Here is a 25,788-nt window from a genome sequence, read left to right as displayed (position 1 = left end):
TTGGCGGCGGGGCCGCTGGTGCCATTAGCCTTGTAGCAGTCTCGGCAGGGGTTTCGCCCTGCCCATTTCACATTCAGGAGCATCAGCGTGATCACCGCAACGGACCTCGAGGTCCGCGCCGGAGCGCGCACGCTGCTCGCCATCGAGGGATCGGCTCTGCGCGTGCAGCCGGGCGACCGCATCGGGCTGGTCGGCCGCAACGGGGCGGGCAAGACCACCACGATGCGCATCCTGGCCGGCGAAGGTGAGCCCTACGCCGGGACGGTCACCCGCACCGGCGAGATCGGCTACCTGCCCCAGGACCCCAAAGAGGGGGATCTCGACCAGCTGGCCCGCGACCGGGTGCTTTCCGCGCGAGGCCTGGACACGCTGCTCTCGGACCTGGAGAAGCAACAGGCATTGATGGCCGAGGTCGCCGACGACGCTGCGCGCGACAAGGCGGTGCGCCGGTACGGAGAACTCGAGGAGCGTTTCGCCGCGCTCGGCGGATACGCCGCCGAGAGTGAGGCGGGCCGGATCTGCGCCAGCCTCGGTCTGCCCGACCGCGTGCTGACCCAGCCGCTGCGCACCCTCTCCGGCGGCCAGCGACGCCGCGTCGAGCTGGCGCGGATCCTGTTCGCCGCCTCCGACACCGGCTCCGGATCGGCGACCACGCTGCTCCTCGACGAACCCACCAACCACCTCGACGCCGACTCGATCACGTGGCTGCGCTCCTTTCTGCAGAACCATGCGGGCGGTCTCGTCGTGATCAGCCACGACGTCGACCTGCTCGCCGATGTGGTCAACCGGGTCTGGTTCCTCGACGCCGTGCGCGGCGAGGCCGACGTCTACAACATGGGCTGGCAGAAGTACCTCGACGCCCGCGCCACCGACGAGCAGCGCCGGCGCCGCGAACGCGCCAACGCCGAGAAGAAGGCCAGCGCGTTGCGCGCCCAGGCCGCCAAGATGGGTGCCAAGGCCACCAAGGCCGTTGCCGCACAGAACATGCTGAAGCGGGCCGACCGGATGTTGGCCGCCCTCGACGAGGAACGCGTGGCCGACAAGGTGGCCCGCATCAAGTTCCCGACGCCCGCGCCGTGCGGCAAGACGCCACTGATCGCCAAGGGATTGACCAAGACCTACGGGTCGCTGGAGATCTTCACGGGGCTGGACCTCGCCATCGACCGCGGATCGCGCGTCGTCGTGCTCGGGCTCAACGGCGCCGGCAAGACCACGCTGCTGCGGCTTCTGGCGGGGGTGGAGAAGGCCGACGCGGGAGGGTTGGAACCGGGGCACGGGCTCAAGATCGGCTACTTCGCCCAGGAGCACGACACGCTCGACAACATGACCTCGGTGTGGGAGAACATCCGCCACGCCGCGCCGGACACCGGCGAGCAGGATCTACGCGGGCTGCTCGGCGCATTCATGTTCACCGGCCCGCAACTCGACCAGCCGGCCGGCACGCTGTCCGGCGGTGAGAAGACCCGGCTGGCGCTGGCCGGCCTCGTCGCCTCCACCGCCAACGTCCTGCTGCTCGACGAGCCGACCAACAACCTCGACCCCGCGTCGCGTGAGCAGGTGCTCGACGCGCTGCGCAGCTACGAGGGCTCGGTGGTGCTGGTGACGCACGATCCTGGGGCCGCCGAAGCGCTGGATCCGCAGCGGGTGCTGCTCCTGCCCGACGGGACCGAGGACTTCTGGTCCGACGATTACAAGGAACTCATCGAGCTCGCCTGATCGTCAGGTTCAAGGCCCTCGACCAGGGGTATGCGTGTGCTGCACATCACTGGAGGGCGTCGATGAAAAAGAACGTGCAGGACAGGGATCAGCTCATCAACGAGCTGCGCAGCGCCTATGAGGGCGGAGCCAGCATCCGGACCCTGGTGGCCTCCACCGGCCACTCGTACGGTTCGGTCCACAGCATGCTCCGCGAAGCGGGCGCCACGATGCGTAGCCGGGGCGGACCCAACCACCGCGGCAGGCGCTGAGCTAGGACGGGGCGGCCTGCTGGCGCACCGAGGCCTCGACGACGTCGAGTACGGCTCCGAGGCGTTGCGGATCGTCACCGGAGGCCAATCGCGCCACCAGACCGTCGAGCACCAGCTCCAGATAGGTGCGCAACACCTCACCGGGCACGTCGTCACGCAGCCGGCCCGCCTGCTTCTGACGGCGCAACCGTTCTGTGGTCGCCACGGACAGTTCCGCGGACCGCTCCGCCCACCCGCGGCTGAACGCCGGATCGTTACGCAATTTGCGGGCAATCTCCAACCGCGTTGCCAGCCAATCGAATTGGTCGGGCGCGGCCAGCATGTCGCGCATCACCTGGATCAAGCCCTCGCGCGCCGCCACCTCGGCCATCCGCTCCGCGTCCTCACGCGCCAGTTCGAAGAACAGCGTGTCCTTGTCGCGGAAGTGGTGGAAGATGGCGCCGCGCGAGAGCCCGATCGTCTGCTCGAGCCGCCGCACCGTCGCTCTGTCGTAGCCGTATTCGGCGAAGCACCGGCGGGCGCCGTCGAGGATCTGGCGACGGCGCGCCGCCAGATGATCGTCGGTCACCCTCGGCATCGGTTACGGCTTCGGTTCTACGACTTCAGCATGTTGCGCAGCACGTACTGCAGGATGCCGCCGTTGCGGTAGTAGTCCGCCTCGCCGGGGGTGTCGATGCGCACCACCGCGTCGAACTCAATGGCGTCACCGCCGTCCTTCGTCGCAGTGACGTGCACCGTCTTGGGCGTCTTGCCCTCGTTGAGTTCCTCGATCCCGGTGAAGTCGAAGGTCTCTGTGCCGTCGAGCTTCAGCGACGCCGCCGACTCACCCTCGGGGAACTGCAGCGGGATCACGCCCATGCCGATCAGGTTCGAGCGGTGGATGCGCTCGAACGACTCGGCAATGACCGCACGCACACCCAACAGACGCGTGCCCTTGGCTGCCCAGTCGCGCGAGCTGCCGGAGCCGTACTCCTTGCCGCCGAGCACCACGAGCGGGATGTCCTGCTCGGCGTAGTTCTGCGCGGCGTCGTAGATGAACGCCTGCTCGCCGCCCTTGGTGAAGTCACGCGTGTAGCCGCCCGACACGTCGTCGAGGAGCTGGTTGCGCAACCGGATGTTGGCGAACGTCCCGCGGATCATCACCTCGTGGTTGCCACGGCGCGAGCCGTAGGAGTTGTAGTCTTTCTTGTCGACTCCGTGGGCATCGAGGTACTGCGCGGCCGGGGTGCCGGGCTTGATGCTGCCGGCGGGCGAGATGTGGTCGGTGGTCACCGAATCACCGAGCAGCGCAAGGACTCTCGCGCCGTGGATGTCGGTGACCGGCTCCGGCTCGGCGGGCATACCGTCGAAGTACGGGGGCTTGCGCACGTACGTCGAATCCTGGTCCCACTCGAACGTGTCGCCACTGGGGGTGGGCAGGTTGCGCCACCGCTCGTCGCCCTTGAAGACATCGGAGTAGTTCTTGACGAACATCTCGGTGTTGATCGCTTCGGCGATGGTGTCGCTGATGTCCTTCTGGCTGGGCCAGATGTCCTTGAGGAACACGTCGTTGCCGTCGGTGTCCTTGCCCAGGGGTTCGCTGTCGAAGTCGAAGTCCATGCTGCCCGCGAGCGCGTAGGCGATGACCAGCGGCGGGGAGGCCAGGTAGTTCATCTTCACGTCGGGATTGATGCGGCCCTCGAAGTTGCGGTTGCCCGACAGCACCGCGGTCACCGACAGGTCGTTGTCGTTGATCGCCTTGCTGATCTCCTCGGGCAGCGGCCCGCTGTTGCCGATGCAGGTGGTGCAGCCGTAGCCCACGAGGAAGAAGCCCAGCTTCTCCAGGTACGGCCACAGCCCGGCCTTGTCGTAGTAGTCGGTAACCACCTGGGAGCCCGGGGCCATGGTGGTCTTCACCCACGGCTTGCTGGTCAGGCCCTTGTCGACGGCGTTGCGGGCCAGCAGTGCCGCGCCGATCATCACCTCGGGGTTGGACGTGTTGGTGCACGAGGTGATGGCCGCGATGACGACGGCGCCGTGATCGAGCACGCAGTCGCCGCGCTCCTCGGAGCGCACCGTGATGGGGTTGGTCGGTCGGCCTTCGGCACCGTTGGCGGCCGATGGCGTCACGTCGACGGCGTCTTCCTCGGCGAACGACAGCGACACCGGGTCGCTGCCGGGGAACGTCTCCTCGACGGCCTCGTCGACGTTGGAATGCGCGGGGCTGTTGCCGTTCTCGACGTAGTTGTGGATGTCCTTGCGGAACGCCGACTTCGCGTCGTCGAGCGCGATGCGGTCCTGCGGGCGCTTCGGGCCGGCGATCGAGGGCACCACGTCGGCAAGGTCGAGTTCAAGGTATTCGGAGAATTTCGGCTCGCGGCTCGGGTCGTGCCACATGCCCTGCGCCTTGGCGTAGGCCTCCACCAGGGCGAGCTGCTGATCGCTGCGGCCGGTCATCCGCAGGTAGTCGATCGTCACGTCGTCGATCGGGAAAATGGCTGCGGTGGAACCGAATTCGGGGCTCATGTTGCCCAGCGTGGCGCGGTTGGCCAGCGGAACCTCGGCCACGCCCTCGCCGTAGAACTCGACGAACTTGCCGACCACGCCGTGCTTGCGCAGCATCTCGGTGACGGTGAGCACCACGTCGGTGGCGGTCACGCCGGGGCGGCGCTCGCCGGTCAGCTTGAAGCCGACGACGCGGGGGATGAGCATCGACACGGGCTGGCCCAGCATCGCGGCCTCGGCCTCGATGCCGCCGACGCCCCAGCCGAGCACGCCCAGGCCGTTCTCCATCGTGGTGTGGCTGTCGGTGCCCACACAGGTGTCCGGATAGGCCACCCCGTCACGCTCCATCACGACGCTGGCCAGGTACTCGATGTTGACCTGGTGCACGATGCCGGTGCCGGGCGGCACGACCTTGAAGTCGTCGAAGGCGCCCTGGCCCCAACGCAGGAACTGGTAGCGCTCGCCGTTGCGCTCGTATTCGATCTCGACGTTGCGCTCGAATGCATTTGCCGTACCGAACAGGTCGGCGATGACGGAGTGGTCGATCACCAGGTCGGCCGGGGCCAGCGGGTTGACCTTCTGGGGATCACCCCCGAGGTCGCCGACGGCCTCGCGCATGGTGGCCAGGTCGACGATGCAGGGCACGCCGGTGAAGTCCTGCATGATGACCCGCGCTGGGGTGAATTGGATCTCGATGCTCGGATCAGCGGACGGATCCCACTTCGCGATCGCCTCGATGTGATCCTTGGTGATGTTGGTGCCGTCCTCGGTGCGCAGCAGGTTCTCCGCGAGCACTTTGAGGCTGTAGGGAAGTTTCTCGGTGCCCGGCACCGCGTCCAGACGGTAGATCTCGTAGCTGCTGTCCCCGACCTTGAGCGTGTCCTCGGCTCCGAACGAGTTCACGGATGAATTCTTGCTGCTCACATCAACTCCCGGCTTGAATCATCGCCGCGACGGGCTGTGTCGGCGGCGCTTGTCACCCTAACAGTACGCTTGTCCTGTATGGAACCCCAGGGTGGCCTCCATCCTTGTCGCCGACGGCGCGGCACGCCACCCGCGGAACCGGGCCCACGGTCGGCTACGGTGCTCGTGTGACCGGACCGCAGGTGATTCCGTTCCTGCCGGCGTACATCCCGCCGTCGATCGACATGGACCGCGTACAGGCCGACGTCTCCGACGACGGCATCAGCGTGCCGCCCGCCGATCAGGCCGAGGTGCCCGCACTGCGCGACATCGTCGCGCAGGCCCAGCAGCAGGGGATCGACCTCAAGGTCGTCGTCATCGCCGAGAACCCGCCCATCGACACACCGCTGCGCGACATCGCGACCGAGGTCGGCGCCGCGAACCCGGGATCGACCGTGCTGGCGCTCAGTCCGTCGTTTGCCGGGACCTACAGCACCAGCTTCGATCGCGCCACGCTGGAAGCGGGCCAAGACATCGCCCGCACCGGGGATCCCGTCCAATCGACGAAGAATTTCGTGGGTGAGTTGACGACCCCGCACTTTCCGTGGACTGCATTCACGATTGTGCTTGTTTTTCTTGTGCTGATCGGTGCTGTCGCGACACGTGCGCTCCAGAAATGGAGCAAACGGTCGACCAGCTCCGAGGCAGCCTTCACCAGCGTCGATTAGGGAATAGCCGCACGCTGCGCGAATGCAAACATCACCGTTTGATAACGGCAATTGCAATTACATTGTTGTAATTCGTGACTAAAGTTTCTTTAGCGTCAGATGTGACGTACGGTGCAATCGGTGCCTGTAGTTGCAGTTGTGCAAGATGTGACTTCTGCGCGAAGCCTGAGGAGACCAGAGTCGAATGAGACGCCCCCTTGCCGGCGCGCCCGCCACCCGGTTGTGCGCCGTATCGCTCGCGTTCGGCATGGTGCTCACCACACCGCAGCTGGCGCTCGCGACGCCCGGCGACAACCTGGCTGAGCTGGTGACCGAGGTCGCCAACGTCAACCAGCAGCTGCAGGATCTCGGCGCGGCCATCCAGAGCCAGCAGGAAAGCGTCAACAAGGCGATCCTCGACGTGCAGACGGCCAGGGACAACGCCTCGGCGGCGCAGCGCGACGTCGACGCCACCGCGCAGAGCGTCAAGGACGCCGACGCGGCGATCTCCGCGGCCCAGAACCGGTTCGACCAGTTCGCGGCCGCGATGTACGTGCACGGCCCGTCGAGTTCGTACCTGACGGCCAAGGATCCGATCGACATCCTCGGTACGGCGGCCACCGGCCAGGCTCTGTCGCTGTCCACCCAGAAGGTGATGTCCGATCTGTCGCGCGCCCGCACCGAGCAGGTGAACCGGGAATCAACCGCCCGGCTGACCAAGCAGCAGGCCGACGACGCGGTCAAGGCCGCCGAGCAGAGCCAGCAGACCGCTGTCCAGGCGCTGACCAACGCCCAGCAGACGTTCAAGTCCCAGCAGGCCGACCTCGACCGGCTCACCGCCGAACGTGCCGAAGCTCAGGCCAAACTGCAGGCGGCACAAGCACTTTCCGCTTCCGCGCCGACCGCGCCGACCGCGCCGGCCACGCCGACCGGACGGTCCGGTGGGGCCGCCGCGCCGGCAGGCCCGGGCGCCAAGCCCGCCCCGTCGGGCATCAATCCCGACTGGGACGCCGATCCCAGCACCGGTAACCGCAACACCGCCTGGGACATGACGCTGCCCCAGATCCCGAGCGCCTTCGTCAGCGGCGACCCGGTCCAGATCATCAACGCCGTCCTCAAGATCATCACCACCTCGCTGCAGGTGACCCAGGACCTGGGCCGAAAGTTCCTGCAGAGCATCGGGTTGCTGCCCACGCCGACGGGGATCACCAACGGCGCGATTCCCGTCGTCTATGGCCGGCAGGCCACCGAGTACGTCATCAAGCGGGGCATGTCGCAGATGGGCGTGCCCTACTCGTGGGGCGGCGGAAACGCCTCGGGCCCCAGCCGCGGCATCGACTCCGGCGCGGGCACGGTCGGCTTCGACTGCTCGGGCCTGATGCTCTACATGTTCGCCGGTGTGGGCATCAAGCTCGACCACTACACGGGATCGCAGTACAACGCCGGCCGCAAGGTGCCGTCGTCGCAGATGCGCCGCGGCGACATGATCTTCTACGGTCCGAACGCCAGCCAGCACGTCGCGATGTACCTCGGTGACGGTCAGATGCTCGAGGCGCCCTACACCGGGTCGGTGGTCAAGATCTCGCCGGTGCGCACCAGCGGAATGACGCCCTACGTCACGCGAATGATCGAGTGGTGATCGTCCTGCGCCGCCTTCTCCTCGCACTGACCGTCGCGGTCGCAGTGCTGATCGGTGTCGCCAGCCCGGCTGCGGCGCAACCCGAGGCCGGCCAGTGGGATCCGACGCTGCCCAAGATCCTCAGCGCCGGCGCCCCAGGTGACCCGTTGGCGATCGCCAATGCGTCGCTGGCCGCCACCGCGCAGGCCACTCAGGTCACGATGAACCTCGGGCACAAGTTCCTGCAGAGCCTCGGCCTGGCGCCGGCCGACCCGACCAGCGTCGCGCCCGGTGTGGTGCGCGGTCCCGCCGCGATCGAGTACGCGATCCGGCGCGGCGGCAGCCAGATGGGCGTGCCCTACTCGTGGGGCGGCGGGAAGCCCACCGGGCCCACGCGGGGCATCGAGTCCGGAGCCAACACCGTCGGCTTCGACTGCTCCGGGCTGACCCAGTTCGCCTACGCCGGGGTCGGGGTGCTCATCCCCAAGTACTCGGGCGACCAGTACGACACCGGTCGCAAGGTGCCCATCTCCCAAGCCAAGCGCGGCGACCTGCTGTTCTGGGGACCCGGCGGCAGCCAGCACGTCGCCATGTACCTCGGCGGGGGCAGGATGCTCGAGGCATCAGGAAGCGCCGGCAAGGTCACCGTGAGCCCGGTGCGCACCTCGGGTCTGCAGCCGTACGCGGCACGCATCATCGAATCCTGAGTAGCGGCTGAGTTAATTCGGGCGGCGTCGACGGATTCAGACCCGCCTGGAATAGTTGACAGCGGGTGCCGCGCGAAAAGACGCGAAAAGTACTGCGCGCGCCGCACAGACCAGCAGGTACTGCGCATGTGGAAGGAATATTGATGACCTCACCGAGTGGGCCGCCGCAGGGCTCTGGAGGATTCCCCGGACAAGCCCCCAGTCCCGGCTACTCCGCGGGTGCGCACGCCGCGCCCGCCCCGTCGGCACCCGCGCAGACCAACGGTGGCCTGCAGAGCGAGGTGCACACCCTGGAACGGGCGATCTTCGAGGTCAAGCGCATCATCGTCGGCCAGGACCAGCTCGTCGAACGCATGCTCGTCGGTCTGCTGGCCAAGGGGCATGTGCTCCTCGAGGGTGTGCCCGGCGTCGCCAAGACCCTCGCCGTCGAGACGTTCGCCAAGGTCGTCGGCGGCACGTTCGCGCGCATCCAGTTCACCCCCGACCTGGTCCCCACCGACATCGTCGGTACCCGCATCTACCGCGTGGGCAAAGAGGAGTTCGACATCGAGCTCGGCCCGGTGGTGGTCAACTTCCTGCTCGCCGACGAGATCAACCGCGCGCCGGCCAAGGTGCAGTCCGCGCTGCTCGAGATCATGGCCGAGCGCAAGATCTCCATCGGCGGCAAGACCTTCCCGCTGCCCAGCCCCTTCCTGGTCATGGCGACCCAGAACCCGATCGAGCAGGAGGGCGTGTACCAGCTGCCGGAAGCACAGCGCGACCGGTTCCTGTTCAAGCTCAACGTGGACTACCCCTCCCCGGAGGAGGAGCGCGAGATCATCTACCGGATGGGCGTCAAGCCGCCGGAGCCCAAGACGATCCTCAACACCGGCGACCTGCTTCGCCTCCAAGAGGTCGCGGCCAACAACTTCGTCCACCACGCTCTCGTCGACTACGTCGTCCGCATCGTCACCGCCACGCGCGAGCCGGAGAAGTTCGGGATGCCCGACGCCAAGGCGTGGATCGCCTACGGCGCCTCCCCGCGTGCATCGCTGGGCATCATCGCGGCGTCGCGGGCACTGGCCCTGGTCCGCGGTCGCGACTACGTGATCCCGCAGGACGTCGTCGAGGTGATCCCGGATGTTCTGCGGCACCGCCTCGTGCTCACCTACGACGCACTGGCCGACGAGATCTCCGCTGAGACCGTCGTCAACCGCATTCTGCAGACGGTGGCGCTGCCGCAGGTCAACGCCATCCCGCAGCAGGGCCATGCGGTGCCGCCGGTGGTTCCGGCCGCTGCGGCCGCGGCGAACGGCCGCTGACCTGGTGGCTTCTTCTTCGCCTTCGGGGTCGTCCGGCCCCGCCCCTGGCCGGACCGTCGACCTGCCGTCGTTGCAGCGTGGGGAGATCCGCGACCCGGCGCTGACGGCTGCGCTGCGCAAGCTCGAACTCACGGTGCGCCGCAAGCTCGACGGCGTGCTGCACGGCGACCATCTGGGTCTGTTGCCCGGTCCCGGTTCCGAGCCGGGGGAGTCCCGGATGTATCAGCCGGGCGACGACGTGCGGCGCATGGACTGGTCGGTGACGGCCCGGACGACGCACCCGCACGTGCGCCAGATGATCGCCGACCGCGAACTCGAGACGTGGCTGGTCGTCGACGTCTCGGCCAGCCTGGATTTCGGCACCACCGGATGCGAGAAGCGGGACCTGGCGGTCGCCGCAGCGGCGGCCATCGCGTTCCTCAACAGCGGTGGTGGTAACCGGCTGGGCGCGATCATCAGCAACGGGGACACCGTGCGCCGGGTCCCCGCTCTGTCCGGCCGCATGCACGAGCAGGAGTTGCTGCGCGCGATCGCGACCACGCCGCGTGCTCCGGTCGGGGTGCGCGGTGATCTCGCCGCCGCGATCGATGCCCTGCGCCGCCCCGAGCGCCGCCGCGGCATGGCTGTGATCATCAGCGACTTTCTCGGCCCCATCAACTGGATGCGCCCGCTGCGGGCCATCGCGGGGCGCCACGAGGTGCTCGGCGTGGAGATCCTCGACCCGCGCGATGTCGAGCTCCCGCCCGTCGGGGACGTCATCCTGCAGGACGCCGAGACGGGCCGGACCCGCGAGTTCACTATCGACGAACAGCTCCGCGCCGATTTCGAGAGGGCTGCCGCGGCACACCGCGCCGACGTCGCCCGCACGCTACGCCGGTGCGACGCGCCGCTGCTGAGCCTGCGCACCGACCGCGACTGGATCGCCGACGTGGTGCGGTTCGTCGCGAGTCGGCGCCGCGGCGCGCTCGCGGCGCGGTGAGCCCGAGCCGAGACGACCCGGAGACCCGCCTCGCATGACTCTGCCCCTGCTCGGTCCGATCTCGCTGTCGGGATTCAAGCACCCCTGGTTCTTCCTGTTCCTGATCGCGGTCGCCGCGCTCGTCGCGTTCTACGTGATCGTCCAGCGTCGGCGCCAACGCCGGATGTTGCGGTTCGCGAACATGGAACTGCTCGAGGCCGTGGCCCCGGTCAAGCCGCGGCGCTGGCGGCATCTGCCCGCGATCCTGCTGGTGCTCGCGCTGCTGTCGTTGACCACCGCGATGGCCGCGCCGACGCACGACGTGCGGATTCCCCGTAACCGCGCGGTCGTCATGCTGGTGATCGACGTGTCGCAGTCGATGCGGGCCACCGATGTGGCGCCGAGTCGGCTGCTGGCTGCCCAGGAGGCTGCCAAGCAGTTCGCCGACCAGCTCACCCCCGGCATCAATCTCGGCTTGATCGCCTACGCCGGCACGGCGACGGTACTGGTGTCTCCGACCGTCAACCGGGAGGCGGCCAAGAGCGCGATCGACCGGCTGCAACTCGCCGACAGGACTGCCACCGGCGAGGGCATCTTCACCGCGCTGCAGGCCATCGCTACCGTCGGCGCGGTGCTGGGCGGCGGCGACGGTCCGCCGCCGGCGCGGATCGTGCTGATGTCGGACGGCAAGGAGACGGTGCCGTCCAATCCCGACGCCCCGAAGGGCGCCTACACCGCGGCTCGCACCGCCAAGGACCAGGGCGTCCCGATCTCGACGGTGTCGTTCGGTACGCCGTACGGCTACGTCGAGATCAACGACCAACGGCAACCCGTTCCGGTCGACGACGAGATGCTGGCCAAGATCGGTGAACTCTCCGGGGGCGACTCCTACACCGCCTCCACGCTGGAGCAGCTCAAGGGCGTGTTCTCCAACCTCCAGGAACAGATCGGCTACGAGACCGTCAAGGGCGACGCCAGTGTGGGTTGGCTGCGGATCGGGGCCCTGGTCCTTGCCGGTGCGGCGCTGGCTTCTCTGCTGCTGAATCGGAGGCTGCCCGGATGACCCTTCCCCTGCTGGGCCCCTTGTCGCTGACGGGATTTCAGCATCTCTGGTGGTTGGCGCTGTTCCTGGTCGTCGCTCTTGCGCTTGCCGGGCTGTACATCATGGTGCAGATCTCGACCCGCAAGCGGCTGCAGAGATTCGCGAACACCGACCTGCTCGACAGCGTGTCTGTCCGGCGGCTCGGTCGTCGACGTCACGTGGCGCCCGCGCTGATGGCCGTCGCGCTGCTGGTGTTCGCGATCGCGCTGGCAGGTCCCACCCAGGACGAGCGGATCCCGCGGAACCGGGCGGTCGTGATGCTGGTGATCGACGTGTCCCAGTCGATGATGGCCAAAGACGTCGAGCCCTCCCGGCTGGCGGCCGCGCAGGCGGCGTCGAAGAAGTTCGTCGACGAGCTCACTCCTGGCATCAACCTCGGCGTGATCTCCTACGCGGGCACGGCGACGGTGCTGGTCTCGCCGACCACGAACCGGGACGCGAGCAAGCGGGCGATCGACAGCCTGCAGGTGGCCGACCGGACCGCGACGGGTGAGGCGATCCTGACGGGGCTGACCGCGATCAACACCGTCGGCGCGGTGATCGGCGGCGGGGACGAACCGCCGCCTGCGCACATCGTGCTGTTCTCCGACGGTAAGGAGACGGTGCCCGCGAACCCCGACAACCCGAAGGGCGCGTACACCGCTGCCCGCGCCTCGAAGGATCAGGGCGTGCCGATCTCGACGATCGCGTTCGGCACACCCACCGGGTCGGTCGAGGTCAACGGCGAGCGTGTCGATGTCCCCGTCGACGACGCGATGCTCAAGAAGATCGCCGAACTCGCCGGCGGCGAGGCATACACCGCCTCCAACCTCGCCGAGCTGAACACGGTCTACACCACGCTGCAGTCGCAGATCGGCTACGAGACCACCCGTGGTGACGCCTCCGCCGGCTGGCTGCGGCTGGGCACGGTGTTGGTCGCCGCCGCCGCTCTGTGCGCGCTGCTCGTCAACCGCAGAATGCCTCTCTGACAGCGGTGCCGATTTCTGGGTGGAGTCGGCCAGGCATTAAGTTGACGGTCATGGCGAGCACTCGAGGAGCGAACAGGTGAGCGACACTCCCACCCAGAACGGCTCTGAGAACGGCTCTGAAAACGGCACTGAGAACGGCCGTCCCGCTTTCGTCTCCCGCTCGGTCCTCGTGACCGGTGGCAACCGGGGGATCGGCCTGGCGATCGCGCAGCGCCTGGCCGCCGATGGGCACAAGGTCGCGGTCACGCACCGGGGATCCGGCGCACCCGAGGGCCTGTTCGGCGTCGAATGCGACGTCACCGACAGCGCGGCCGTGGACCGGGCGTTCGCGGAGGTCGAAGCGCATCAGGGTGCGGTCGAGGTGCTGGTGTCCAATGCCGGCATCTCCAAGGACGCGTTCCTGATGCGGATGACCGAGGAACGGTTCACCGAGGTCATCGACGCGAATCTGACCGGCGCGTTCCGGGTGGTGCAGCGCGCGTCGCGCAGCATGCAGCGCAACCGTTTCGGCCGCATCATCTTCATCGGCTCGGTGTCGGGCATGTGGGGCATCGGCAACCAGGCCAACTACGCGGCCGCCAAAGCCGGGCTGATCGGCATGGCCCGGTCGATCTCGCGGGAGCTCTCCAAAGCAGGGGTGACGGCCAACGTCGTCGCACCCGGCTTCATCGACACCGACATGACACGTGCGCTCGACGATCGCATCCAGAAGGGCGCCCTGGAGTTCGTCCCGGCCAAACGGATCGGCACCGCCGCCGAGGTCGCCGGCGCCGTCAGCTTCCTGGCGTCCGAGGACGCGAGCTACATCGCCGGCGCGGTGATCCCCGTCGACGGCGGCATGGGCATGGGCCACTAGAACAGAAGGCCACGAGAACAGAAGTAGGGAAGGACTCCACAATGACCGGTCTTCTTGCAGGCAAGCGGATCCTCGTCACCGGCATCATCACCGACAGCTCGATCGCGTTCTACATCGCCAAGGTCGCCCAGGAGGCCGGCGCGGAACTCGTGCTCACCGGCTTCGACAGGATGAAGCTGATCCGCCGCATCGCCGACCGGCTGCCGAACCCGGCGCCGCTGATCGAGCTCGACGTGCAGAACCAGGAGCACCTCGACACGCTCGCCGACCGGATCACCGCCGAGATCGGTGAGGGCAACACGATCGACGGGGTGGTGCACTCGATCGGCTTCATGCCGCAGACCGGCATGGGCATCAACCCGTTCTTCGACGCGCCCTACGAGGACGTCGCCAAGGGCATCCACATCTCCGCCTATTCCTACGCCTCGCTCGCCAAGGCCGTGCTGCCGATCATGACTCCCGGCGGCGGCATCGTCGGCATGGACTTCGACCCGACGCGGGCGATGCCTGCCTACAACTGGATGACGGTCGCCAAGAGCGCGCTCGAATCGGTGAACCGCTTCGTCGCCCGCGAGGCAGGCAAGGTCGGCGTCCGTTCCAATCTCGTTGCCGCCGGCCCGATCCGGACGCTGGCCATGAGCGCGATCGTCGGCGGTGCGCTCGGCGAGGAGGCCGGCGCGCAGATGCAGCTGCTCGAGCAGGGCTGGGACCAGCGGGCCCCACTGGGCTGGAACATGAAGGACCCGACGCCGGTCGCCAAGACCGTGTGCGCGCTGCTGTCGGATTGGTTGCCGGCGACGACGGGGACGATCATCTTCGCCGACGGCGGGGCGAGCACCCAGCTGCTGTGACGAGCGCTTGCGCGAGGAACCGGTCAACGTGAGCACGCATCCCTTCGACGCACTGCTGCTGCTGTCCTTCGGCGGACCCGAGGGTCCCGAGCAGGTGATGCCGTTCCTGGAGAACGTCACCCGGGGCCGCGGCATCCCGCGTGAGCGGCTGGCCAGCGTCGCCGAGCACTATCTGCATTTCGGCGGCGTGTCTCCGATCAACGGCATCAACCGCGATCTGATCACCTCGATCGAGGCCGAGCTGGCCCTTCGCGGCACGGACATTCCGGTCTACTTCGGCAACCGCAACTGGGACCCGTTCATCGAGGACACCGTTGCGCACATGCGCGACAACGGGATTCGTCGTGCCGCGGTGTTCTCCACGTCGGCGTGGGGTGGCTACTCCGGGTGCACGCAGTACCAGGAGGACATCGCCCGCGCCCGTGCCGCCGCAGGCCCGGAAGCCCCGCAGCTGACCAAACTGCGTCAGTACTTCGACCATCCGCTGCTGGTCGAGATGTTCGCCGACGCGATCCGAGACGCCGCCGCGACGCTGCCCGAGGAGCTGCGCGCCGAGGCGCGCCTCGTGTTCACGGCGCACTCGATTCCGCTGCGTGCGGCCAACCGGTGCGGCCCGGACCTCTACGAGCGTCAGGTCGGTTACACGTCCCGGCTGGTCGCGGCCGCCGCCGGCTACGCCGATTTCGATCAGGTGTGGCAGTCGCGGTCGGGCCCGCCGCAGGTGCCGTGGCTGGAACCCGATGTCGGTGACCACCTCGACACCCTGGCCGAGGCGGGCACGAAGGCCGTGATCGTCTGCCCTGTCGGCTTCGTGGCCGACCACATCGAGGTCGTGTGGGATCTCGACAGCGAACTGGCTGAGCAGGCCGAGGCAGCCGGGATCGCGTTGGCGCGCGCCACGACTCCCAACAGCAGTCCGCGGTTCGCGCGCCTGGCTGTGGATCTGATGGACGAACTGGTTCGCGAGTTGCCTGCGGCACGCGTCGACGGACCGGATCCGGTGCCGGGCTACGGGTGCAGCGTCAACGGCGCACTGTGCACCCCGAACTGCAGCTCCTAGGGCCGCCAGGCCGACTGCAGGATCGCGTCGACGGCGGCCAGTCGCGCCGAGCGGACCACCGCGGTCAGCGGACGCAGCGCATCAGTGGCCAATTGCACCTCAGACGAGCTCTGCCCGATGGGCAGCAGCCCCGAGCTGACGGTGATGATCGCGTCGACGTGCGCCGCGTTCTCCAGCACCCGGACCGCCCGCTCGGGCGCGTGGTCGGGAATGCGGTGCGCGCGTGTGGATTCGAGTACTTGTTCGACGAGCCGGCGCGGATCGGCGACATCGGCGCCCGTCGCCCCGGCCCGCAGGGCGACCAGGGCGTCGGCGGCCGACCGGACGGCGTCGCGCAGACCGTACTCGGCCTCACCGAGGTCGGTGTGCGCGTTCACCGGCGCGGAGTCCAGCGAGTAGACCGTCCAGGACAGGCCGCAGAGCTCCAGCTCGACCTCGTCCTCGTCGACGGGATCTGGGTACTCGTCGGGGTATTCGAAGTCAGGCACCACTCCGATCGCAGCCCGGGCATCCCCGACGATGATGGCCTCGCCGGCAGAGATTGCATCGCGGCCGAACTGACTGCCCGGCGGGAGGCCCCGGACGTCACCGGGTACCGGCAGGGCGAGTGTGATCGCCGGCTGCGCGCTCGCCGGTCGGGCCACCATCCGCATCGTCTGCAGCAGCGACATCACGCCGGCGTTGTCCAGATCAGGCCACGGGAGCCCGGTCCGGTCCGCGGCGACGGAGTCGTAGGCCGTGACCGAATGCGATTGCGTCCATTGGGATAACGCATCCAACACGTCGTCGGGCGCGGCGACTCCGGCCAGCCAGGAGTTGGCCCATACCGAAAGCGTTGCACTGGGACACCACATGATGGCTGCAGTGTAGTTGTTAGCCGCTTTTCGGGCCGGTCGCACGTTAGGCTTTCGTCATGCCCGTACCGCTGATCTGGCTGATCGCAGCGCTGGCGCTGGCTGGCGCCGAGGCGCTGACGGGTGATCTGTTCTTGTTGATGCTCAGCGGTGGGGCGCTGGCGGCTGCGGGGTCGAGTTGGCTGTTGGACTGGCCGGTGTGGGCCGACGGGCTGGTGTTCCTCGTGGTGTCGGTGCTGCTGCTCGTCGGGGTGCGCCCGGCGCTGCGCCGGCGTCTGAACTCCGGCACGGGGCTGCCCGAACCGGTGAAGGCCCTTGAGGGCAAGAGCGCGCTGGTGCTCGATCGCGTGGCCCGAGATGCCGGCCAGGTGAAGCTGGCCGGGGAGATCTGGACGGCGCGCCCGTACAACGAGAACGATGTCTATGAACCTGGCGACCAGGTGACCGTCGTGCACATAGACGGCGCCACCGCGGTCGTGTCCAAGATCGGTTGAGTGAGGAGTCCCCGGTGGAAGGTGCGGTGGCAGGCCTGGTCCTGCTCGGAGTGCTGGTGGTCTTCGCGATCATCATCGTCGCGAAGTCGGTGGCGCTGATTCCGCAGGCCGAGGCCGCGGTGATCGAACGGCTGGGCCGGTACAGCAAGACGGTGTCGGGACAGTTGACGTTGCTTCTGCCGTTCGTGGACAAGATCCGCGCCCGCGTGGACCTGCGGGAGCGGGTGGTGTCGTTCCCGCCGCAGCCGGTGATCACCGAGGACAACCTGACCGTCAACATCGACACGGTCGTCTACTTCCAGGTCACCAACCCCCAGGCAGCGGTCTACCAGATCAGCAACTACATCGTCGGCGTCGAACAGCTCACCACCACCACGCTGCGCAACGTCGTCGGTGGGATGACCCTCGAGCAGACGCTGACCTCGCGCGACTCGATCAACGGGCAGCTGCGCGGCGTCCTCGACGAGGCCACCGGCCGGTGGGGGCTGCGCGTCGCCCGGGTCGAACTGCGCAGCATCGATCCGCCGCCCTCCATTCAGGACTCGATGGAGAAGCAGATGCGCGCCGACCGGGAGAAGCGCGCGATGATCCTGACTGCCGAAGGCAATCGGGAAGCCTCGATCAAGCAGGCCGAAGGTCAGAAGCAGGCACAGATCCTGGCGGCCGAGGGTGCCAAACAGGCCGCGATCCTGGCCGCCGAGGCCGACCGTCAGTCCCGCATGCTGCGCGCGCAGGGTGAACGCGCCGCCCAGTACCTGCAGGCCCAGGGTCAGGCCAAGGCGATCGAGAAGACGTTCGCCGCGATCAAGGCGGGCCGGCCCACGCCCGAGCTGCTGGCGTACCAGTATCTGCAGACGCTTCCGCTGATGGCCAAGGGTGAGGCCAACAAAGTGTGGGTGGTGCCCAGCGACTTCGGTTCGGCGCTGCAGGGTTTCACCAAGCTGCTCGGCGCTCCCGGCGACGACGGCGTGTTCCGATACCAGCCCTCCCCGGTGGAGGACGGCCTGGCCAAGCCGGAGGACGACTCGGCCGAAGTGGCCGACTGGTTCAACACCCAGACCGATCCGGAGATCGCACAGGCGGTGGCCCAGGCGGTCGCCGAGGCGCGCACACCCGTCGCGGGCTCGCTCGGGTCCGGGCCGCAGTATCCGCCGCTGTCGCAACAGGCACAGCCACCGGCGACCGAATACACCCAGCCCGCAGCGCCGCGGCACGGCGCTCCTGAGCAGTGACCGTGGCATCGGTGCTGCATTCGCGGCGGGCCTATGCGGCGCTGGCCGCGATGCAGGCCGGCGACGCGGTGGCGTGCATCGGCCCGATCCCGCCTGTGCGGGCGGCGCTCGACGCCGTGGGTCTGCCCGAGAACGTGCGGCCGGTGCTGCCGGTGGTCAAGGCCGCATCCGCGGTCGGGTTGTTGTCGGTGTACCGAATCCCGGCGCTGGCGCGGCTGACCACCTTCATGTTGACGGTGTACTTCTCGCTGGCCGTCGGCGCCCACATCAGGGCAAAGGACTGGAGTCCGGGGCTGGTGGCGGCGTCGTCGCTGCTGGCGGTGTTCTCGGCGATGACGGTTCAGGGGCCGCCGCGCGCCGATGGGACCGCACCTCGTAGATGAGTCCGGCCACCCCGAGTGCGGCTGTGCACAGCGACACGACGAACAGCATGGGGCTGACGTTGCCGGTCAATGCGTCGCCGAGGATGACCACCGCCGCGGTGCCCGGCAGCAGGCCCACGATGGTCGACAGGGTGTAGGGCGCCAGCCGCACCGCCGAGGCGCCCGCCGCATAGTTCAGCACCGAGAACGGGACTGCGGGGATCATCCGCATCGCCATCACGGCGACCCAGCCGCGCTCGCGCAGCCGGGTGTCCAACGCGTCCACTTTCGGGTGGCTGACGAGCGTGCTGAGCTGCCAGCCCGCGGCGCGCACCAACAGCACAGCGAGGACCGCGCTCAGCGTGCTCGCCACGACGGCGAGCGGAATGCCCAGGTAGGGCCCGAACAGCAGGCCCGCTGCGAGGGTGAACGCCGTGCGGGGAAACGGGAACACGGTGACCACCATGTGCGCGGCCAGAAACGCCAGCGGGAACCAGGCGCCCAGCGACGTCGCCCAGTCGCGCAGCTGCACGGCGGTGGGCAGCGGTACCAGCACCACAACTGCGACGAGGATCACACCCGTGCAGACCATGGCCAGGAGGCGGGTCCGAGGCATTGTGCGCAGGGTGGCGAGCACGGTCGCCGGCACGGTGCGTAGCGCGCTGACGACGGGTTTCACGGCTTTCCACCCTACGGGTAGGGCCGTGATCACCTCTCGGCACCGACGTGAGGAACATCATTTAGCCTGATGGCTGTGCAGACAACGGGCGATGTCGACCGATGGCGTTCTGCGGTAGCGGGTGTTCTGGCCAAGGCCAGCCGCCGCGATCCGGCCGAGCTGGGTGCTGAGCCGGAGCGGTTGCTCGACTCCGACACCTATGAGGGTTTCGCGATTCGCCCGCTCTACACCGAAGCCGACGAGCTGGCTGAACCGGCGCTGCCGGGTCGCTGGCCCTTCGTCCGCGGCGGTGACGCCCTGCGTGACGTCAAATCGGGTTGGAAGGTCGCCGAGGCGTTCCCGGCCGAGATGTCGGGCGTCGAGCAGGTCAACGGTGCGATCCTGCTCGGACTGACCGAGGGCGTCAGCGCTCTGTCGCTGCGCGTGGGCGGCCAATCCGGTCGAGGCGCCATCGACCCCGCCGACCTGGCCGGCGTCCTCTCCGGTGTCTACCTGGACTTGGTGCCCGTCGTCGTCGAGCTGGCCGACGGCGAAGCCTACCGGCCGACTGCCGATGCGCTGCTCGGCATGCTGGCCGGCTTGGACGACGACCAGCGGTCCCGCCTGTCGGTGGATCTCGGCGGTGATCCGTTGACCGCGCCGCTGGCCGATCGCGCCGCGCCCACCCTGGCCGACGTGACCGCCGTCGCCGTGGCAGCTTCCCAGGATTTCGACGGGCACGTGCGCGCGGTCACCGTCGACGGAACGGTGCTGCATGACCTGGGCGCGAATGCCTCCTGGGAGCTCGCCGCCGCGATCGGCGCGGGTGTGGCGTACCTGCGGGCGTTGCTCGATGCCGGCCTGCCGGTCGCGACCGCGCTGCGCCAGATCGCGTTCCGGGTCGCCGCTGACGACGACCAGTTCATGACGATCGCCAAACTGCGTGCCGTGCGCCAACTCTGGGCCCGCGTGGCCGAGGTGGCGGGCGCGCCTGAGGCCGGTGCGGCGACGGTGCACGCGGTCACGTCGCTGCCGATGATGGCTCAGCGCGATCCCTGGGTGAACATGTTGCGCACCACGGTGGCGGCGTTCGGCGCCGGCGTCGGGGGAGCAGACACCGTTCTGGTGCATCCGTTCGACGTTTCGATCGACGGCGGATATCCCGGCACCGCGCGGACCTTCGCGCGGCGCATCGCCCGCAACACCCAGTTGCTCCTGCTCGAGGAATCCCATCTCGGGCGCGTGCTGGACCCGGCCGGCGGTTCGTGGTTCGTCGAGGACCTGACCCGCAGCGTCGCCGAGACGGCGTGGCGACACTTCCAAGAGATCGAAGCCGGCGGTGGTTTCGAAGCCGCACGCGAGCAGGTGCGCGCCCGCATCGCCGACGTCGCCCAGGACCGCAGTGTCGACATCGCCCATCGCCGCACAGCGGTGACCGGCGTCAACGAGTTTCCCAATCTCGCCGAAGTGCCGTTGCCGCAAGGTAATCCGTTGCCGACCGTGCATCGGTACGCCGCGGACTTCGAAGCGTTGCGTGATCGCTCCGATGCGTACCTGGCCAGCACCGGGGCTCGGCCCGCCGCGGTACTGCTGCCGCTGGGTCCGCTGGCCGAGCACAACATCCGCACCACGTTCGCGGCGAATCTGCTCGCCGCCGGCGGGATCGACGTGGTGAACCCCGGAACGGTCACGGCCGACGGCGTCGCGGCCGCGCTCTCCGCGGCGGGTTCGACCGACGTCGCGATCCTCTGTGGCACCGACGCCCGTTACGGGGAGGAGGTCGCGGCCGTGGTGGCAGCGGCCCGCGCCGCCGGGGTGCGTCACATCCTGATGGCAGGGCCGGAGAAGGCGGTCGCCGACGCCGACCCGAAGCCCGACGGCTACGTGACCGCGAAGATCGATGCGGTGTCCGTTCTTTCGGATCTGCTGACCCGATTGGGGGCATGACATGACCGCTACTGAGAAGCGCACCGAGCTTGGGAGTTTCGCCGAGGTGCCACTGCACGCCGACGGCGACGTCGCCGCACCGACGCGTGACGAGGTCGCAGAAGCCACTGTCGCGGCGGCCGAAGCGCACGGCTACACCGCCGAGCAGCTGGACTGGGCCACCCCCGAGGGTATCGACGTCAGACCCGTCTACATCGCCGCCGATCGCGAAGACGTCGCCGCGGCGGGCTACCCGCTGGGCAGCCTGCCGGGCCTGCCGCCGTTCGTGCGGGGGCCCTACCCGACGATGTACGTCAACCAGCCCTGGACCATCCGGCAGTACGCCGGGTTCTCCACCGCCGCCGAATCGAACGCGTTCTACCGCCGCAACCTCGCGGCAGGCCAGAAGGGCCTGTCGGTGGCCTTCGACCTGGCGACCCACCGCGGGTACGACTCCGACCACCCCCGGGTGGCCGGTGACGTCGGCATGGCCGGCGTGGCGATCGACTCCATCCTGGACATGCGGCAGCTCTTCGACGGCATCGACCTGGGGTCGGTGTCGGTGTCGATGACGATGAACGGTGCGGTGCTGCCGATCCTCGCCCTGTACGTGGTGGCCGCCGAGGAGCAGGGTGTGCCGCCGGAGAAGCTCGCCGGGACCATCCAGAACGACATCCTCAAAGAATTCATGGTCCGCAACACCTACATCTATCCGCCGAAGCCCTCGATGCGCATCATCTCGGACATCTTCGGCTACACCAGCGTGAAAATGCCCAAGTTCAACAGCATTTCGATCTCGGGCTATCACATCCAGGAAGCTGGGGCCACGGCCGATCTCGAGCTCGCGTACACGCTGGCCGACGGCGTCGAGTACCTCAAGGCCGGCCTCGACGCCGGGCTGGACATCGACAAGTTCGCGCCGCGGCTGTCCTTCTTCTGGGGCATCGGGATGAACTTCTTCATGGAGGTCGCCAAGCTGCGCGCCGGGCGGCTGCTGTGGAGCGAGCTGGTGGCCGAGTTCGGCGCGAAGAATCCGAAATCGCTGTCGCTGCGCACTCATTCGCAGACGTCCGGTTGGTCGCTGACCGCCCAGGATCCGTTCAACAACGTCGCCCGCACGTGCGTCGAGGCGATGGCCGCCACCCAGGGGCACACCCAGTCGCTGCACACCAATGCCCTCGACGAGGCGCTCGCGCTGCCCACCGACTTCTCGGCGCGTATCGCCCGCAACACCCAGCTGCTGCTGGCCCAGGAGTCCGGCACGACCCGCCCGATCGATCCCTGGGGCGGCTCGTACTACGTGGAGTGGCTGACCCATCAGCTCGCCGAGAAGGCTCGCGAGCACATTCGTGAGGTCGCCGAGCACGGCGGTATGGCCCAGGCGATCGACGAGGGCATCCCGAAACTGCGTATCGAGGAGGCCGCCGCGCGCACCCAGGCACGCATCGACTCCGGCCAGCAGACGGTGATCGGAGTCAATCGCTACCAGGTCGACGAGGATCACGAGATCGAGGTCCTCAAGGTCGAGAACAGCAGGGTTCGTGCCGAGCAGATCGCCAAGCTCGAGTCGTTGCGCGCCGAGCGTGACAATGCCGCCACGCAAGCCGCGCTCGACGAATTGTCACGTGCCGCAGCGGCGTCCGGCCGCGCCGGAGATGACGGCCTGGGTAACAACCTGCTGGCACTGGCGATCGACGCCGCGCGCGCCAAGGCGACAGTCGGTGAGATCTCCGACGCGTTGGAGAAGGTGTACGGACGGCACCAGGCCGAGATCCGGACGATCGCCGGCGTGTACCGGGACGAGGTGGGCATGGCCAGCAACGTCAGTAGCGCCACCGAACTGGTGGCGAAGTTCGCCGAGGCGGATGGCCGCAGGCCTCGCATCCTGGTCGCGAAGATGGGCCAGGACGGTCATGACCGCGGACAGAAGGTGATCGCGACGGCATTCGCCGACATCGGCTTCGACGTCGACGTCGGTTCGTTGTTCTCCACGCCGGAGGAGGTGGCGCGCCAGGCCGCCGACAACGACGTGCACGTGGTCGGGGTGTCGTCGCTGGCGGCGGGACATCTCACGCTGGTGCCCGCGCTGCGCGATGCGCTGGCCGAGGTCGGTAGGCCGGACATCATGATCGTCGTCGGCGGGGTCATTCCGCCAGGTGATTTCGAGGAGCTCTACCACGCCGGTGCCACGGCGATTTTCCCACCGGGCACCGTGATCGCCGACGCCGCGATCGGTCTGCTGAACAAGCTCGGCGAGCGCCTGGGCTACACGCTGAGCTAGATGAGCTCACCCGTCGAACTCGCTGCAGCGCTGCGCGGCGGTGACCGCTCCGCGCTCGCGCGGGCGATCACGCTGGTCGAGTCGACCCGCGCCGATCACCGGGAACGCGCCCAGGAGCTGCTGCTCGAGCTCATGCCCGAGGCGGGTAGCGCGCTACACGTCGGCATCACCGGGGTTCCCGGGGTGGGCAAGTCGACGACCATCGAAGCGCTCGGCATGTACCTGATCGAGCAGGGGCATCGGGTCGCGGTGCTGGCCGTCGACCCGTCGTCGACACGTACTGGGGGCTCGATCCTCGGCGACAAGACCCGCATGGCGCGCTTGGCGGTGCATCCGGATGCCTACATCCGTCCGTCGCCGACCTCGGGGACGCTCGGCGGGGTCGCCAAGGCCACCCGGGAGACCATCGTGCTGCTGGAGGCGGCGGGGTACGACGTGATCCTGGTGGAGACCGTCGGGGTCGGGCAGTCCGAGGTGACCGTCGCCAACATGGTGGACACGTTCGTGTTCCTGACGCTGGCGCGCACGGGGGATTCGCTGCAGGGCATCAAGAAGGGCGTCCTGGAGCTAGCCGACGTCGTCGTGGTGAACAAGGCAGACGGCGGACACGCTGTCGAGGCAAAGGCGGCAGCACGTGAGCTGGCCGGTGCGATCCGGTTGCTCTATCCCCGCGAGACGCTGTGGCGCCCGCCTGTGCTCACGATGAGCGCGCTGGAGGGCACCGGTCTCGAGGAGATGTGGGCGACGGTGCTGCGGCACCGGGACGTGCTGACCGACGCCGGAGAGTTCGACGCGCGGCGGCGTACCCAGCAGGTGGAATGGACGTGGTCGATGGTGCGCGACGCCGTCCTCGACCGAGTGTTGTCGCACCCCGAGGTCCGGGCTGGCCGCGCCGAGGTGGAGCGTGCGGTGCGCGACGGTGAGCTGACGCCGACGCTCGCTGCGCAGCAGATCCTGGACATCGCCGAGCGACCGGCAAATCGTTAGATTAACGAATCGGTAACTCCGCACCGCTTTGCCATACCGCGGAGTATGTTCGTTGCATTGTGACGAGCGGTGATTTCGGTGGGCGCGACGATGCGCTTCCCCACGGGGTGCAGGGGGCTGCAGACCCCGCCTTCTCGTGGGCGGTCAGGGCGTTCAAGCAGATGTTCCCGCATCGGCGCTTCGGCGGCGGCGCGCTGGCGGTCTATCTCAACGGCGAGCCCGTCGTGGACGTCTGGACCGGCTGGTCGGACCGCCGGGGCCGGCGGCATTGGACCGCCGATACGGCGCCCATGGTGTTCTCGGCGACCAAGGGTGTTGCTGCCACGGTCATCCACCGGCTCGCCGACCGCGGCCTCATCGATTACGACGCGCCGGTCTCGGAGTATTGGCGGGAGTTCGGCGCCAACGGCAAATCGAAGATCACGGTGCGCGATGCCATGCGCCACCGGGCAGGTCTGTCACATCTGAACGGGGCCGCAGGCAATGACCTGATGGACCACTTCGCGATGGAGGAACGGCTCGCCGCAGCGCCTGCCAGCTGGCTGAGGGGCCGACCGGCCTACCACGCGTTCACCTTCGGCTGGCTGCTGTCCGGGCTGGCGCGCTCGGTCACAGGAACCGGAATGCGGGAGTTGATCCGCAGCGAGGTCGCGGCGCCTCTGAACACCGACGGGCTGCATCTCGGACGTCCGCCGGTGCAGGCGCCCACGCAGCCGGCCCGCATCATCGGCCCGCAGAGCAAACTCCAGAATCCGTTGTTCAACCTCGTCGCGCCGCATGTGGCGGCCTTGCCGATCTCGGCGGGCTTCGGGGCGATGTACTTCCCGGGCGTCAAGTCGTTCGTCCAGGGCGACACCCCGCTGCTCGACGGGGAGATCCCCGCGGCCAACGGTGTGGCCACCGCCCGCGCACTGGCGCGCATGTACGGTGCGATCGCCAACGAGGGGTGCATCGACGGCAAGCAGTTCCTGTCCCGCGAGACGGCGGCAGCACTGGTGGGCAGGCGGAGCCTGCGTCCCGATCACAGCCTCGTCATACCGCTGTCGTTCCATCTCGGGTATCACAGCCTTCCGCTGTTCGGCATTCTGCCGGGGTTCGGGCACGTCGGCCTGGGCGGCTCGCTCGGCTGGGCGGACCCGGAACGCGGGCTGGCCTTCGGCTTCGTACACAACCGGCTGCTGACCCCGTTGGTGGTTAGCGATCAGGCCGGTTTCGTGACCACAGCGGCGCTGATCCGGCGGGGTGCGGCGGTTGCCCGCAGCAGGGGATACCGGCCGGTGCCCGACTTCGGGGCGCCGTTCACCGAGGTCACCGCCGCGGCTGTCTGAGCGCACCCCCGAGGGTGGCGACGCGGGTCAGTGCTGTTTGCTGAACACTGCAATCGCGGTCCACGCCGTCGCCGGGCTCCGGTGCGGAAGCGACTATTCCCCGTCCGATGCCCGCGTCATGGTATCGCCGTTTTCGCTCAGTGGATAGACGACGGGCCGGTGAGCCTCACCCCGGGATCGGTGC

23 protein-coding genes are annotated in these 25,788 nt (G+C 68.4%); 19 read left to right on the top strand and 4 right to left on the bottom strand.

Annotated elements, in window-relative coordinates; all coding sequences use genetic code 11:
- Positions 1-87: 87 nt before the first annotated feature.
- Together ACZY1G_RS25475 and ACZY1G_RS25470 are read left to right on the top strand one after the other, a co-directional pair.
- Positions 88-1,716, top strand: coding sequence for an ABC-F family ATP-binding cassette domain-containing protein (locus tag ACZY1G_RS25475; RefSeq protein WP_463817852.1), 1,629 nt, complete (start codon positions 88-90; stop codon positions 1,714-1,716).
- A gap of 62 nt (positions 1,717-1,778) precedes the next feature.
- On the top strand, positions 1,779-1,967 hold the full coding sequence (locus tag ACZY1G_RS25470) for a helix-turn-helix domain-containing protein (protein ID WP_463817853.1): 189 nt from the start codon (positions 1,779-1,781) through the stop codon (positions 1,965-1,967).
- A 1-nt stretch (position 1,968) separates the two neighbouring features.
- On the opposite strand, the gene ACZY1G_RS25465 is transcribed toward ACZY1G_RS25470, so the two are convergent.
- Both ACZY1G_RS25465 and ACZY1G_RS25460 read right to left on the bottom strand, forming a co-directional pair.
- A complete protein-coding gene (locus ACZY1G_RS25465) occupies positions 1,969-2,544 on the bottom strand; it encodes a TetR/AcrR family transcriptional regulator (protein ID WP_463817854.1) in 576 nt (191 codons plus the stop codon).
- Positions 2,545-2,561: 17 nt separating this feature from the next.
- A complete protein-coding gene (locus ACZY1G_RS25460) occupies positions 2,562-5,375 on the bottom strand; it encodes an aconitate hydratase (protein WP_463823940.1) in 2,814 nt (937 codons plus the stop codon).
- A gap of 167 nt (positions 5,376-5,542) precedes the next feature.
- Between ACZY1G_RS25460 and ACZY1G_RS25455 the strand changes: the two genes are divergently transcribed.
- The 10 genes from ACZY1G_RS25455 (at position 5,543) to ACZY1G_RS25410 (ending at position 15,482) form a co-directional block, all read left to right on the top strand.
- Entirely contained in the window at positions 5,543-6,082 is a 540-nt protein-coding gene (locus ACZY1G_RS25455; RefSeq protein WP_463823939.1) for an Rv1476 family membrane protein, read from the top strand.
- A 184-nt stretch (positions 6,083-6,266) separates the two neighbouring features.
- A complete protein-coding gene (gene ripA / locus ACZY1G_RS25450) occupies positions 6,267-7,700 on the top strand; it encodes an NlpC/P60 family peptidoglycan endopeptidase RipA (protein WP_463823938.1) in 1,434 nt (477 codons plus the stop codon).
- Positions 7,700-8,386, top strand: coding sequence for an NlpC/P60 family peptidoglycan endopeptidase RipB (gene ripB / locus ACZY1G_RS25445; RefSeq protein WP_463818045.1), 687 nt, complete (start codon positions 7,700-7,702; stop codon positions 8,384-8,386). Before ripA ends, ripB begins: the two co-directional genes overlap by 1 nt.
- A gap of 143 nt (positions 8,387-8,529) precedes the next feature.
- Positions 8,530-9,687: a chaperone MoxR1 gene (gene moxR1 / locus ACZY1G_RS25440; protein WP_463817858.1), complete on the top strand. Its 1,158-nt coding sequence runs from the start codon at positions 8,530-8,532 to the stop codon at positions 9,685-9,687.
- Positions 9,688-9,691: 4 nt separating this feature from the next.
- Positions 9,692-10,666: a DUF58 domain-containing protein gene (locus ACZY1G_RS25435; RefSeq protein ID WP_463823937.1), complete on the top strand. Its 975-nt coding sequence runs from the start codon at positions 9,692-9,694 to the stop codon at positions 10,664-10,666.
- A gap of 34 nt (positions 10,667-10,700) precedes the next feature.
- Positions 10,701-11,708, top strand: coding sequence for a VWA domain-containing protein (locus tag ACZY1G_RS25430; RefSeq protein WP_463817860.1), 1,008 nt, complete (start codon positions 10,701-10,703; stop codon positions 11,706-11,708).
- Positions 11,705-12,715, top strand: coding sequence for a VWA domain-containing protein (locus ACZY1G_RS25425; protein WP_463817861.1), 1,011 nt, complete (start codon positions 11,705-11,707; stop codon positions 12,713-12,715). Before ACZY1G_RS25430 ends, ACZY1G_RS25425 begins: the two co-directional genes overlap by 4 nt.
- Before the next feature lie 76 nt (positions 12,716-12,791).
- Positions 12,792-13,571, top strand: coding sequence for a 3-oxoacyl-ACP reductase FabG1 (gene fabG1 / locus ACZY1G_RS25420; protein WP_463817862.1), 780 nt, complete (start codon positions 12,792-12,794; stop codon positions 13,569-13,571).
- Between the two features lie 41 nt (positions 13,572-13,612).
- Positions 13,613-14,422, top strand: coding sequence for an NADH-dependent enoyl-ACP reductase InhA (inhA, locus tag ACZY1G_RS25415; protein ID WP_463817863.1), 810 nt, complete (start codon positions 13,613-13,615; stop codon positions 14,420-14,422).
- A 97-nt stretch (positions 14,423-14,519) separates the two neighbouring features.
- On the top strand, positions 14,520-15,482 hold the full coding sequence (locus tag ACZY1G_RS25410) for a ferrochelatase (RefSeq protein ID WP_463823985.1): 963 nt from the start codon (positions 14,520-14,522) through the stop codon (positions 15,480-15,482).
- Here the strand turns inward: ACZY1G_RS25410 and ACZY1G_RS25405 are convergent.
- Positions 15,479-16,336, bottom strand: coding sequence for a hypothetical protein (locus ACZY1G_RS25405; RefSeq protein WP_463817864.1), 858 nt, complete (start codon positions 16,334-16,336; stop codon positions 15,479-15,481). The two genes, ACZY1G_RS25410 and ACZY1G_RS25405, sit on opposite strands and share 4 nt — an antisense overlap.
- A gap of 59 nt (positions 16,337-16,395) precedes the next feature.
- Here ACZY1G_RS25405 and ACZY1G_RS25400 point away from each other — a divergent pair, with 59 nt between their 5' ends.
- The 3 genes from ACZY1G_RS25400 to ACZY1G_RS25390 are packed head-to-tail and all read left to right on the top strand — an operon-like array spanning position 16,396 to position 18,445.
- Positions 16,396-16,830 carry an NfeD family protein gene (locus tag ACZY1G_RS25400; RefSeq protein WP_463817865.1) on the top strand — a complete coding sequence of 145 codons (435 nt, stop codon included), beginning with the start codon at positions 16,396-16,398 and terminating at the stop codon, positions 16,828-16,830.
- Between the two features lie 14 nt (positions 16,831-16,844).
- Positions 16,845-18,062 carry an SPFH domain-containing protein gene (locus ACZY1G_RS25395; protein ID WP_463817866.1) on the top strand — a complete coding sequence of 406 codons (1,218 nt, stop codon included), beginning with the start codon at positions 16,845-16,847 and terminating at the stop codon, positions 18,060-18,062.
- 50 nt (positions 18,063-18,112) lie between these two features.
- Entirely contained in the window at positions 18,113-18,445 is a 333-nt protein-coding gene (locus tag ACZY1G_RS25390; protein WP_463818047.1) for a DoxX family protein, read from the top strand.
- On the opposite strand, the gene ACZY1G_RS25385 is transcribed toward ACZY1G_RS25390, so the two are convergent.
- On the bottom strand, positions 18,330-19,103 hold the full coding sequence (locus tag ACZY1G_RS25385; RefSeq protein WP_463817867.1) for a TVP38/TMEM64 family protein: 774 nt from the start codon (positions 19,101-19,103) through the stop codon (positions 18,330-18,332). The two genes, ACZY1G_RS25390 and ACZY1G_RS25385, sit on opposite strands and share 116 nt — an antisense overlap.
- Positions 19,104-19,172: 69 nt before the next feature.
- Between ACZY1G_RS25385 and mutA the strand changes: the two genes are divergently transcribed.
- Genes mutA through lipL form a run of 4 tightly spaced genes read left to right on the top strand, consistent with a single transcriptional unit; the run spans position 19,173 to position 25,604 of the window.
- A complete protein-coding gene (gene mutA, locus ACZY1G_RS25380) occupies positions 19,173-21,029 on the top strand; it encodes a methylmalonyl-CoA mutase small subunit (RefSeq protein ID WP_463817868.1) in 1,857 nt (618 codons plus the stop codon).
- 1 nt (position 21,030) lies between these two features.
- Complete coding sequence (gene scpA / locus ACZY1G_RS25375) at positions 21,031-23,289, top strand: methylmalonyl-CoA mutase (RefSeq protein ID WP_463823936.1); 2,259 nt, start codon at positions 21,031-21,033, stop codon at positions 23,287-23,289.
- A complete protein-coding gene (gene meaB, locus ACZY1G_RS25370; RefSeq protein WP_463817871.1) occupies positions 23,290-24,276 on the top strand; it encodes a methylmalonyl Co-A mutase-associated GTPase MeaB in 987 nt (328 codons plus the stop codon).
- 59 nt (positions 24,277-24,335) lie between these two features.
- Positions 24,336-25,604, top strand: coding sequence for an esterase/beta-lactamase LipL (gene lipL, locus ACZY1G_RS25365; RefSeq protein ID WP_463823935.1), 1,269 nt, complete (start codon positions 24,336-24,338; stop codon positions 25,602-25,604).
- The last annotated feature ends 184 nt before the right edge of the window (positions 25,605-25,788 follow it).

The sequence above is a fragment of the Mycobacterium sp. IDUB_5 genome (assembly GCF_055419565.1).
Note: the sequence above shows the minus strand (reverse complement) of the source record. Positions and strands in the feature narration are given on the sequence as shown.